Below are 13162 nucleotides of genomic sequence, written 5' to 3' on the forward strand. Positions count from 1 at the left end.
TCATTGATCTTATGTTTCACTGTAACCGGATATTCTATTTGTTGATAATTGGTAATTGGAAACTGGATGCAGGAAGTCCTTCTGTATTATAGATGGAAGAGGGTGGATTGTTTTCCCATGCATAGCGGATGCTTGCCGGTATTCCTTTTCCGTTCCATAAAGCAATTACTTTATCCCCTTCGGTATAGCCCTCTACAAATTTATATTTTCCATCATTGGCAGCAATGGCAATGCCTTCTAATGATTTAGCTTGCTTTAAAGAGCCTGTTCCTTGCCTGAAAGAGATAACGATCCGACCGTTTTCTTTTAATTCGGCAGCTTCAGCCATAGGCCCTTCCGCTACGATATTCTTCTCACCGAAAGAAAGTTTGTTCATTTGAAGCACACAACGGTGTGCCAAGTCTTTTTTGTTGAGTGGATGAATATCATTACTTTCACCTAAATCAATGGCCGTGGCCAGTCCGACATTCTTTAACTGGAGACTTGCCTTGCGTTGTGCTTCACGTACTTGTGCGTTGCCGCTTTCTACAGGCACCTTGCTTCTTTGTTGGTAATTCGCAAGTTGCACAATGACGAAAGGCAGGTTTTTATTGTTCCATTGGGTACGCCAGTCGTTTACAAGATCAATCAGATGTCTTTCATAATGTTTGCTACCTTCAGGACCCGTATCCGACTCTCCCTGATACCAGATTATGCCTCGTATTCCGTAGTTACGTAGCGGATGAATCATACTATTATATAGTCCGGTGGGTTCATTTTGGAATCCGATAGTGGAAGGAATACGCTTCATTGTACAGCCTATTTTATGCTGCCACATAGCGGTCAGCGGAATTGTCTGACCGGCTATTTCCAATTGGTAAGGCTTCCCTTTTACAAATTCCGGACGTCCGGCACTGCTGACAAGGCGGATGACAATCTCGTTTTCACCGGCACGGAGTAAGTCTGTCGGGACTTGGTAAATACGCGGAGGATATTGATAACTTGTTCTTCCTACACAGATACCGTTTATATAGGTAGCATCCGAGTCTTTTAGTGTTCCCACGCGTAAAACAGCTTGTTGTCCGGCTAATGATTCGGGTATGTTAATTCGTTGGCGGAAGTAATGGACTCCATTGAGAGGAGTGTTCCAACTACCTCCCCAATTGGAGTTGAATACATCCACTTTCTCCCAATCTGAAGCGTCGAAACCGTCACTTGTCCATTTTTCTTTGTTCCCAAGGTCATTTGCCGATTGTTGTCGATGCCATTGATTCACTTGTTCATTTTGGGCGTTCTTCACAGAATCCGGATAATCAGGATGGAAGTACTGTGGGGATTGGAGCTTTTCCCGGAATCTGGCATATTTCTCGAGTGACTGGCGGGTAGACCATGATGCTATGTTTGTCCCTCCCCAGCTACTATTGATAATACCAATTGCAACTCCTTTTTCTGCCTGCATTTCTTTTGCAAAGAAATAACATAGGGCTGCGAAGTCCAACGTATTCTCCCGGGTACAGATTTTCCATTCATTATTGCTATCTTGTTGAGGCTCGATAAAGTTGTAAGCGTACGACGTTTTGGTATAACGGATCAGATTGTTTTCATACGACATGATTTCATCCCTGTATTTATCCATAACACGCTTTACGGTAAGTTCCATATTCGATTGTCCGCTGCATAGATACACGTCGCCTACGTATACATCTTGTATTATTTTCTGGTTGACTCTCAATTCGTAGGGACCTCCGGCCTTGTGCTTCTGCAGGTTGACCGCCCATTCTCCTGTTTGGGAAGCCCGGGTTTTGTATTGCTTTCCGTTGAATTCAATAACAACAGTTTCTTTAGGATCTGCAAAACCCCATAATGGGATAGGGGTGTCACGTTGTAAAACCATCTTGTCGGAAAAGATTCCGGGAAGTCTTACTTCTGCCTGCATTCCTATTGTATATAACAGCAGGCTCAAAATGATGCAAATGTTCTTCTTCATAAATATTATATTTAGCGAGATTATCTTCTTTGTGTCTTAAATTCCAAGAATGGTTTATTTTTCGTCTGTACTGTGACACGATGCAAAGATAGTTGGTATTGATAAGAACGGGCTTTGGGTATGTTTCAATTATTTATTCTGTTGATACCAATCTACTATTTCTTGAAGTTTTTTTCTTTGGGGATAAAATGAAGAAGTGTGAACAAACCGGTTTGTTCAATAAATCTTTTTGATTTTGTTTCAAAATCTTTTTGTATTGTATCTATGAGACTGTCGGATGAATAATAATGGTTAATGTGTCATATTCCGTATTAATAAGATTGGTATGTGATGCGTATAATATACTCTTGATTAAACAAGAGTAAGTAGAGATTTTAATGATCTTGAGAATATCGGTAAGCGTCAATCGCTTTTTTTACAGAACCGTGTAACAGCAATAATTTTTGTGCATGATCATGATCCAATCCTAGTTCCTCCATAATCATCCTGGTTCCTCTTTCTACCAGTTTATGATTACTAAGTTGCATGTTTACCATCTTATTTCCTTTTACCCGTCCGAGTTGAATCATCACCGACGTGCTAATCATGTTCAGAATCATTTTCTGTCCGGTGCCTGATTTCATTCTCGAACTTCCTGTGACATATTCCGGACCGACAATCATTTCGATGGCGACATCTGCTTCTGCCGCCATCGGAGAATTCGGATTGCTGGTGATGCAACCTGTCAGGATGCCATGCTTGCGGGCCTCCCGTAAGGCACCGATTACATAAGGAGTAGTGCCCGAAGCGGCAATGCCAATCACTGTATCTTTTTGATTGATATGATATTCCGTAAGTTCTTCCCATCCTCGGCTCATATCGTCCTCGGCACCTTCTACCGGATTGCGCAGGGCTGTATCCCCCCCGGCTATCAATCCGATAATCCAGGTTGGGGGCATTCCGAAAGTAGGAGGAATTTCGGAAGCGTCCAGCACTCCCAAGCGCCCACTGGTACCTGCACCCATGTAAAAGATACGTCCACCCTGTTTCATGCGGGGTACAATTTGGTTGACGAGCTGTTCGATTTGTGGAATGGCTTTTTGTACGGCTAACGCTACCTTTTGGTCTTCCCGGTTAATGTCTTCTAATATTTCTCGTACGGACTTCTTTTCCAGATTGTCGTAGAGCGACGGTTGTTCAGTTATCTGCATATTGATAATGGCAATTGACTAAAAATACAAATTACAAGGATTGAGATGAAGCGGTATGATATAAAATTAGCCCCTCCATCGGACTTTGCAGAATCTTTCCGATTCTGATTCCTGTCTCTTGTGCAGCTTCTTGTAATATCTCCCTGTAGCAGTGAGCCACTGATCCGATAAAATGTACAGGGTACTGCGTGTAATCATATTGCATTACGTTTCTTCGGAAGAAAGCAATAAAACTATCAAGCACTAATTGTCGTATCCCCGGCTCTTCCAGATGTTGCGCTATAAAGGGGGAGAGACTAGCCAGAAAACGGTTCGGGAAAGGTTGACGATAAACCCGGTCGATGATTTCGGGAGCTGTCAAGTCGAACTGTTTTAAGAAAGCTTCCTTGATGGTGGGTGGAAGCTGGTTTTTCAGGATGTCTCCTACCAGTAATTTGCCAAGGACAGCTCCACTTCCCTCGTCGCCCAAGATAAAGCCTAAAGGGGAGATGTTGTTGACAATCTCTTCACCGTTGTAGAAACAAGAATTGGAACCTGTGCCGAGGATGCAGGCAATCCCAGCTTCATGTCCGCATAGTCCGCGGGCAGCAGCAAGCATATCCGAATTGGCTTTGATGTTTCCAATGACGGGCAGACTGTCTGCAATGGCCCGTCGGAGAACGGGAGCTCTTTCGGGAGTGCATCCTGCACCATAAAAAAAGACGGAGTTGATCGTTCCTTCCGGTAGTTGTGGCAAAAGGGAATGTGTCAGCTCTTGTTGAATCTCTTCTTCTGATTGGAAGAAGGGATTGATTCCTTTCGTTCCAATTCGTTTGATTGGGGTGTCGTTGAAAACGATGCACCAGTCGGTTTTGGTAGAACCACTATCTGCAATGAGTATCATATCTTAATGTATATTTTCTTTTTGTATAATATATAGCCTATTGACCAGTTAAGTAAGACAAAGAGGATAGCATAGGCAAGAGAACCTCCTTCATCCCCGAAAACAGGTTGGAGGGCACATCTGTTGACGACTTGTTGGATGGAGACACTTTCTCCCTGATAAGTGACGGTGATAGCGCCTACCAAAACGGCGATGACACCTGCCATTACATAAATAAAGAGAGGATTCACTCCGAAAGATTCAAAGAAACGGCTCCATTTTTTACATCCTTTGATATCGATAATCCAGACGAGTAAAGCTAATAGGCTGGAGCCTAATCCGCAAGTGACCAGCACAAAGGTGGGCGACCATATCTTTTTGTTGAATGGGCAACCATAGCTAAATAGGAAACCTGCAAAAGTCAGGATAGTACCGATAAGGAAAAGCCGTTCCAATTTTTCATGTATATCTTTTACTTCCATGAGTAGTTTGCCGACGCAAAATCCGATCAATACGTGTGCGATAGAAGGAATAGTGCTAAGAAGTCCTTCCGGGTCGATGTGGTTGTCTTGATACATATGAGCGTCTCCCAAGATGCTGCGGTCGACGATGGAAAGAATATTCGTTTCGTTGTAGGCAAAACCATTACCGGTAATGAGAATAATGAAATAACCTACTAATAATACCACAATCAGATAAGGTATATACTTGTGTTTCAATAGCAAGGCAATAAGTGCTGAAGCACCATAGCAGAGCGCAAGACGCTGCATGACTCCCAAGATGCGAATTTGCTCAAATGGGAGAGGATTGTGGGTGTAACACAGTAAGGCAAACCAGTTGAGGGCTATTCCGATAAGGAAAATAACAATGGTTCTTTTGATTATTTTCAGGGCAGCCGGAGTACTGAATGTAAAGTTATACTTTTTAAGTGAGATGTAGGTGGAGATTCCCATGATAAACATGAAGAAAGGGAAAACCAGGTCTGTGGGGGTAAGACCGTTCCATTGGGCATGTTTTAGGGGAGCGTATGCATGTCCCCAAGAGCCCGGATTATTAACCAGAATCATTCCTGCGATAGTAATGCCTCGCATTACATCGAGTGCCAAAAGGCGTTTGTTACTTGTTGTATTCATGACTGTCACTTTTTAATGTGTTAAGTTAATAAGTAAGTTTATTGTTTCTTTCCGAAAGAATCTTCCAGTCGGTTGCGGATCATTAATGAGGCGACGATACCGGGTAGGGTACAAATACAAACCCAAATAAAGAAGTTGGTGTATCCGAGATGCTCCTGTATCCATCCTGCAGGCATCCCCGGAAGCATCATACCAAGTGCCATAAAGCCGGTTCCGATAGCATAGTGCGCCGTTTTGTGTTCGCCTTCCGCAATATAAATCAGATATAGCATATAAGCGGTAAAGCCGAAACCATAGCCCAGTTGTTCGATAGCTACGCAAATGGCTATAAATATAGGATTATCCGGAGTGGCGGCAGCCATCCATACATATAATAGATCAGGAAGGTTGATAGCTAACGCCATAGGTAATATCCATTTTCTGAATCCGTCGCGGGAAACGAGGAAACCACTGATGATTCCGCCAACTAATAAAGCTATGACGCCTATAGTTCCATAGATCATTCCGACAGTTGCGGTAGATAAAGCTAGCCCACCTTTATCGGTAGCATCGAGCAGGAAAGGAGAAGCTATTTTGGCTAACTGTGATTCTCCCAACCGGTAAGTGAGAAGGAAAAAGAACATGAGACCCAGGTTCTTTTTCTTGAAGAAGGTGACAAAGGTCAGAAGAAAATCTCCCAACAATTTACCCGGTGTGAGTCCGGGACGTTTAATGTCCGAATCAGGATGGGGGAGAATCAGACGATGATAGATAGTAAGAGCAAGAAACAATCCTGCAAGAAGGTAGAATGTAATACTCCATGCCAAGGGAATATTGTTTTGTGATGTTTCCAACCATCCTGCCAGCATGACAAGAATTCCCTGCCCGAAAATGTTGGCAAGCCGATAGAAGGTATTCCGGATACCGACAAAGAAAGATTGTTCCTTATTATTGAGTCCGAGCATATAGAAACCATCTGCAGCGATGTCATGTGTAGCGGAGCTGAAGGCTAGCAACCAGAAAAAAGCAAGAGTCAACTGTACATAATGTGCAGTTGGGATAAAGAAGGCTATCCCTGCAAATCCGGCAGCGATGAACCCTTGCATGGCGATAATCCAAGCCCGTTTTGTTTTCACCAGATCGACGAATGGACTCCATAGAGGTTTGATAGTCCAGGGAAGATAGAGCCAGGAAGTGTATAAGGCTATTTCCGTATTGGATAATCCCAAACGCTTGTACATGATAACAGCAATCGTCATTACCGCTACATAGGGCAGCCCTTCTGCGAAGTAGAGGGTTGGTATCCAGCTCCAGGGATTTCTTTTTATAGTGGGTGTTGTCATGGCATTGTTCTTTTTTTCATTGATATTGTTTTTCGAGCGTACTGCCGGGGTAATAGTGAGACAGTATTTCTTCATACTTATAACCTTGCTCTCCCATTACGGCAGCACCAATCTGACAAAGTCCTACTCCATGTCCCCATCCGGCTCCGGTAAGGATGAATCGTGAAGGAATTTTATCTTTTTTATCTCCCTTTTCTTCATATTCCTTGTCTATTACGAAGGCGGAACTATAAAGATGGGAAGTAGATAGGGTACGACGTATTTCCAGCTCTTTTCCGATAATAAGTGTCCGCAAGGTTCCTACAATCTTCAATCGGACAAGGCGTCCCGACGTTCCCCGTTCTATAGGAATTAAGTCCAGAATTTGCCCGAAATCAATCCCCGAACGTTGATGAATCAGGGTTGAAAGTTCTTGTTGGGAGTAGCAGACTTTCCAACGATAGAAGTCTGTCGTTTCCTGGTCATAGTTGTTTAAAACCTGGCTTAGAATCTTTTTGTCCTGCGTGTGGCAGAATGCGACAGGAGAAGTACGAATCCATTTATCAGCCTCCGTCTCTATTGTCAAATCGGGTAGTTGGTCTTCGATCTTACAGTCCCGTTGACCGATGAGATAGGGGTGCTTTACGTTTTCCCAACAATTCTGGAACTCTTCAAAAGCCCCGCCGCAACATTTAGAGAAACGGGCATCACAAATCGTTCCTGCATACATCAATACTTCGCCCCGAGTAGCAGTGACTGCTTCGATAGCTTGTGGTGTTGAGGCACGTGTGATTCCTTGATACCGTTGGCAGTGATCGTCTGCGCATACGTCAAAGTTTTTGTGCGCTTCGTGGTCATACCATTTGATAAATTGAGAATCCGAAACGAAAGATGGAGAACAGGTTGCGCTATCCTTCTGTATAGACTTTCCTGTTTTCTCGTTCTTCATTTCCTGTTTTCTACTCTCTGTCTTACACTTATTCAACAGCCAACTTCGGGAAATAACAGCATGTGCCTTTAGTAGTTCTAAAGAAGCAGTAGCACTCATTTCTGATGAAATCACACTGATGAGATATTCTTCGATGGAAATAATATTGATAGCAGTAAGTTGTTCCCCTTCGATGATGATCTTTAACTCCCCTTTGAATTTCTGGACTTCTTTGCGTTCCCAATGGAAGTTGATTCCAATGATCACATCTTTCAGTTCAAAGAAAGCAGGTGCACCTTGTTGGGGAGTGAAAGATAATTCATTATATTCTTTCCCTTGCCAATGAATCTTCCCCTCCCGGTAAATAGCCTTTTGCATACCGGAGCTTTCCGTTCCGTCGGAAGAGATAAATTTTATAGGGAAAGAAAATTCAATCTCTTTCCCGGAAAGAATACCAACACTTATTAGGGGGACTCGCATACTACTTTATTACTATTTCTTTTTGAATAATTGATCGCATAGAGTATTTAATTGTTGGGGAGATAAACTTATCTCCTTGTAAATCTCTGTGAGTTTTTTGGCGTTTAATTTATCCATGTCTTCTTCTCTGACAATCGGGAATATGCCACCCATTTCTGCAACAGCCGGACTTATTAATAGCCCTTTTTCATTTGCGGTATAATAGCAATCGGGACGATGTTTTGAGCGTAGGAAAATGATGCAATTCCATACTTCTATTTCGTCACCTCCGAAATGGCTTATTTTATCGAGACCATACCAGGTTATCATGTTGATTAAAGGTTCTTTATCCGAATAAATGGCGGAAAGATTTTTGTAGACCTTTTCAAATTGTTGCATTAATTCAACTTTCAGGCCTGATGTAATACCTATGCAAGTTGTAAATACATCGTCTACATAAGTTGTTACGCTATTTCCATTTTCTAATATATCCGTCAAGAAATTCATCTCAAAAGGATTAGTCAGTTCTTCTTCTTTTCCTGCTGCCTGGAAATGCATGTGGTCAGGGGCGGAAGCACCGCACTCCGGTCCGTTATAGAGTATATAGAACTCGTCCAAGTTTTCAGCTAAGTGAAGCATATCTTCAAAACGTCCTTTCATGCTTTGTGGAGTATGTTCCTTATCGATGATTGTCAAGTGACGCTGAAAAATGGGGTAAGGATTGAGGCATACCTCATAATGTCCGAATGGTAGATAGGTTTGCTCTGCAGGGCGGTTTTTCCCGCATAAGAAACAAGGCCTTTCTTGGATAGAATGACTATCTGTTTTTGCCGTGGTCGAGAGGATGCGTTGAGGATTCGGGAAAATTCTAACTTTCATCTCTCTATCTTCTTCCTTCAGCTTCAATACTTTTTTCTTTTCCAGATTTTCTTCCAACGCTTTATAGTTCCTTTTCGCAAGTTCCCAGTTTTCTTTTTGGTTTTCTATCATTTCTTCTACAAGTTCCTGAAACTCTTGATCAATAGTATGCATCTGGATTCTGCTCTTAATTTCCCATGTGCGGATTCGGTCTTTGTAGAAGTTGTTCCGATTGACTTTTTCTGTGCTTAATGCGGCGTCGGAGTTACCTTCCCAACGGCGACAGAGGTATATTACATCATAGATACGTCCTATCTTATATTCCCGTGAGATTTGTAATCCTATGGCATAATCTTCTCCATAGCTGGTATTCGGCAATTTGATATCACGAAGAATAGGAGTGTAGAAAGCTCGTGGAGCACCCAAACCATTGATACGTAGAGCGTTGTTCTTTCCATTTTCGGGTGTCCACTCTTTGTGATCAATAATACCGGGGGCTATCTCGTTTAGTTGGAAGTCGGTCATTAGATAAGTGCCTATGACCATTGCGCAGCTTTCCTTATAAAAAGTATCTACGACTTTCTGTAAAGTGGATTCGTCTTTGTATAAATCGTCACTGTCTAACTGTATGGCGAACTTTCCACATTTTTCGTGATGTACACCTTTGTTCCAACAACCTCCTATGCCTAAATCATTCTCTTGGGGGATGATATGGATTAATTTCTTATCGGTACTTAGTTCCTGGAGTATTTCCGTCGTTCCATCGGTGGAATGATTGTCGATAACAATAATGTTAAAAGGAAAAGTGGTCCGCTGGTTTAAAGCCGAGTTGACAGCATCACGGATGGTATGAGCACGATTGCGCACAGGGATGATGACAGATGCCTCGAATTCAAAGTTTTCGCTGTGAAGATTTACAGGCCGTGAAGAAGTAGGCATGAAATAAGCATCAATACATTTCAGGTATTCGGTGCAGGCAGCTTCCATTTCAATTTGCACTTCCCGATTTTTGGGGTTTACATAGTCGAATTGTTTCTCTCCGCTTTTCCTGGTATCTGTTTCAATTTCGGTGTATAGATATTCATTGATGTGCACAATTGAATATTTGTAAGAGATGAATAGACGCATAGCATATAGTCCTGCGTATTCGTACTCTTCACGCAAAGCATTTGCTATTTTAGTGAAGGCAGAAGAACTGAATAGAAGCATAGAGCCGAAATCGAAATCATCCCGGACACTTCCTAATTGGTAGTCAATGACAGGTGCTTGTTTAAGTTCTCCGTTAATCAGCTGATAGTGGTCGGCATAAACTATTCCATTCTTTTGATCGTTCTCCATGATTTGCACCATGCGTTCCAAGGCATACAGTCCCAGTTTTAATGGAGTTTGTTTCAAGTAGAACAGAGTATATTCCGAATTGGCATTGGCTGAAATTGTTTTCATTGTGTCTGTGGAACAGAACCCTTTAACAGAGAGATATTCACACCCCGGAAGAGCTTTCTTACCGGGCACCGAACCTAATAAATAGATTTTATTAACTAGCTCTGACGCTTGTAGTTCTTTCACTGTCTGCATGGTATCTTCCGGGGTACCGAAAGGTATGAAGCAGTTAATTTTCTTCTTCATCTTGATTTTAATATTAAAGAACTGTCGTATTGTCCATAGTTGATTTCTTTCGAATGAGGAAGCAAAGTCCGATGAAAGTAAATGCAGCGTTAAATAATAGCAGCTCGTAACTAATTTGGTAACCGTTGAACCATGCTTCCGCATTTCTTTGCAGGATATAGCAAAGAATGGGAGAAGCGATAGCTACCAACGGAATATATTTATCATAAACTTGTTTCTTGGTGAAGATGCCGAAAGCGAACAGTCCTAAGATAGGACCATACGTATAACTGGCCAATGTGTAAATCGCATCAATCACACTGGTGTTGTTCAGCAAATTGAATACGAAAATGACTGCCCCCATCACAATTGCCATACCGATATGTACATGTTTGCGTATCTTGCTAAGTGCCGCATCTCCTTTTCTCTGTGCATGTAAAATATCTACGGTGAAAGAAGTGGTCAGTGCCGTCAAGGCAGAACCCGCTGCAGAATAAGCGGAGGCTATCAGTCCGATAATGAATAATATTCCGACTATGCCGGGGAAATAATTTCCGGTAGCGATCATTGGAAATAACTCATCGCTTTTTCCCGGATTCTCGATGCCTTGCTGTGCTGTAAATGTATATAGCAGTACTCCCAGCATCAGAAAAAGCAGAATGACAAAGAACTGTGAGATTCCACTGGTAATCATATTCTTTTGCGAGTCCCGGAAGTTTTTGCAGCTAAGGTTGCGCTGCATCATATCCTGGTCGAGTCCGTTCATGGCAATAACGGTGAATACACCTGCCAGGAATTGCTTGAAGAAATATCGTTTGTCATTGACATCGTCAAAAAAGAATGTCTTGGAAAAGTCACTATCTGAAATCGTACTAACCAGACCACTGAAATTCAGATGCAGACTGGAAGCAATATAATAGATGCAAAGTATAACCGATACTACGAGGCAGAATGTTTTTAGAACATCCGTCCATATCAATGATTTCACTCCACCACGGAAAGTGTAAAGCCATACGATAAATACCGTAAGGATCACATTCAACAGGAATGGAAGATGGAAAGGTTCGAAGATAAGAAACTGCAATGTCAGGCATACGAGAAAGAGTCGGACGGCTGCCCCTAACATCTTTGAAATGAAAAAGAACCATGCCCCCGTCTGGTAGGATGAGCTTCCGAACCTGTTCTCCAGATATTCATAAATGGAAACCAGGTTCATCCGATAAAAGAGAGGAACGAGTACAAACGCGATGATAATTTGTCCTACTATAAATCCCAGCACCATCTGCAGGTAAGAAAAGCTGCTTGCCTGTACCATGCCCGGAACGGAAACGAAAGTGACTCCGGAAATGGTGGAACCGATCATGGCAAAGGAAACGATATACCAGACTGATTTACGGTTTCCTACAAAGAATCCTTCATTGTCGGCTTTGCGTCCTGCTATATAAGAGATAGTGAACAGGATGATAAAGTATGCCACAGTAGTAATAGATATAACGGCTGGACTCATATCTGCTGTTTAAATTCGTTTGAGGATGAATATCCGGAACTTGTTTACTTTGCCTACAAATGTAGGGAATTTATCATAGATATACATACTCTTACATATTTTTTATTCCGGGTGTGCCTCCGGTGGCATGTTTGGAGGAACGCCAGTTTTTGTTGAGCGAGGACAACTCCGGAGATTTCTTTTCAAGCGAAACGCCGGTTATTTTATCAATGGTGTGCATTTCATCTCTAAAACAACAAGTGTCAAAAGTATGTCCTGGTGCAGTCTCTTTACTACTTGAAAGTGCCAGATACCCGCCATTATTGTTCAGTGCCGGGAAGTTCGGTATAATTATTATATTTTCTCCACCGACTTTATGTTTCTGAACGACTCTGTTGAAGTATTTCGTGAAGCAAAGATATGCTTTGGCAGGAATGGTTAGGGGAGTAGAAGGACTTTCATTTTGAAGGATGGTAGTATTGTATATTGCCCCGTCTTTATACATCTTATATAGATAAAGTACCGGTAAGATGATAGCCTGTTCAGTCGGATTGTAGATTTCTATATATTCTGCACCATCAGTGGCATTATTATACATGATTTCATTGAAAAGAAGCATACCTCTCACATCTTTCGGTAATTCGGGGGTGTTCGGATTATCTGGAATGTCTGTTCCGGGATGATCGGGTGTTTCATCAGGTGTAGTGTCCGTTTCTACGTTATTAGATAGCTGTATGTGATGAAATGTAAATCCTTTACAGCGGGTTTTGGTGTAAATGCAGTATATACCGCAGTAGCGGGAAGTTTGTATATCGGTATCTTTTATTTGTTTTTCTTTTACGTATTCATTCTCGGATTCACGTCGTGTCCAAAAAGTCCAGTAACCATTATTGTCACGTTCTACTTTTATATATAGTTTCGGTGAAGAGTCTCCTTTCATCAACTCTCTTCCCGAAGCCAGTAGTTTAGATTGGTCTCCGTTTTGACGATAAAGAGTTACATTATCTTTGGCTCCTCCTATCTGAATATAATAACCGTTTAAATTACCGGAAAGAATGTTTGAGGAAGAAGTCAGATAAAATCGTGCATAATTGTTAGCGGAAGGATTAAAGGTGAGGTGAACTCCAAATTCCCAACGGGTATTTTTTACAGAGGTGGAAGGAATGGTGACATAAGCTGTTCCGGCGTCTTCGTATGGATCATTCAGATGGATTCCTTCTTTAGAATTGATGGTGAATTTGTCCATCTCTCCTTCCCAGGGAAGTTCGGAGGTAACTGTATCCTCTCCTTCTGAATCTCCTTTTTCTTCGTCATTAGCAGGGAGCGAACAATTATAGAACAATATGATGAAGATACTTAGGAAAGCAAATGCTT

9 protein-coding genes are annotated in these 13162 nt (G+C 42.0%); all 9 read right to left on the reverse strand.

Going from position 1 to position 13162, the window contains the following annotated elements:
• Positions 1 to 34: 34 nt before the first annotated feature.
• Positions 35 to 1966 (reverse strand): sialate O-acetylesterase, encoded by a 1932-nt coding sequence (locus tag ACT8YW_RS11445; RefSeq protein ID WP_444104991.1) that lies wholly within the window; start codon positions 1964 to 1966, stop codon positions 35 to 37.
• A gap of 374 nt (positions 1967 to 2340) precedes the next feature.
• The gene (gene murQ, locus ACT8YW_RS11450) at positions 2341 to 3156 is read right to left on the reverse strand and encodes an N-acetylmuramic acid 6-phosphate etherase (protein WP_050486432.1); all 816 of its coding nucleotides are present in this window, start codon (positions 3154 to 3156) and stop codon (positions 2341 to 2343) included.
• A 31-nt stretch (positions 3157 to 3187) separates the two neighbouring features.
• The gene (locus tag ACT8YW_RS11455) at positions 3188 to 4039 is read right to left on the reverse strand and encodes an ATPase (protein ID WP_254029430.1); all 852 of its coding nucleotides are present in this window, start codon (positions 4037 to 4039) and stop codon (positions 3188 to 3190) included.
• Complete coding sequence (locus ACT8YW_RS11460; protein ID WP_444104994.1) at positions 4036 to 5151, reverse strand: acyltransferase family protein; 1116 nt, start codon at positions 5149 to 5151, stop codon at positions 4036 to 4038. The genes ACT8YW_RS11455 and ACT8YW_RS11460 overlap by 4 nt, the downstream gene beginning before the upstream one ends.
• Positions 5152 to 5189: 38 nt before the next feature.
• Positions 5190 to 6473, reverse strand: a complete 1284-nt coding sequence (locus tag ACT8YW_RS11465; protein ID WP_004299693.1) for an MFS transporter — start codon at positions 6471 to 6473, stop codon at positions 5190 to 5192.
• A 16-nt stretch (positions 6474 to 6489) separates the two neighbouring features.
• Positions 6490 to 7860, reverse strand: a complete 1371-nt coding sequence (locus tag ACT8YW_RS11470) for a SpoIID/LytB domain-containing protein (RefSeq protein WP_444104996.1) — start codon at positions 7858 to 7860, stop codon at positions 6490 to 6492.
• Between the two features lie 12 nt (positions 7861 to 7872).
• Entirely contained in the window at positions 7873 to 10323 is a 2451-nt protein-coding gene (locus ACT8YW_RS11475) for a DUF4922 domain-containing protein (RefSeq protein ID WP_444104998.1), read from the reverse strand.
• A 13-nt stretch (positions 10324 to 10336) separates the two neighbouring features.
• Complete coding sequence (locus ACT8YW_RS11480; protein ID WP_444105000.1) at positions 10337 to 11809, reverse strand: sodium:solute symporter; 1473 nt, start codon at positions 11807 to 11809, stop codon at positions 10337 to 10339.
• A 91-nt stretch (positions 11810 to 11900) separates the two neighbouring features.
• Positions 11901 to 13162: lamin tail domain-containing protein (locus ACT8YW_RS11485; RefSeq protein ID WP_444105002.1), on the reverse strand; the 1262-nt coding region annotated here is incomplete at its 5' end.

It is taken from the genome of Bacteroides sp., from assembly GCF_052357945.1.
Classification (GTDB): Bacteria; Bacteroidota; Bacteroidia; order Bacteroidales; family Bacteroidaceae; genus Bacteroides.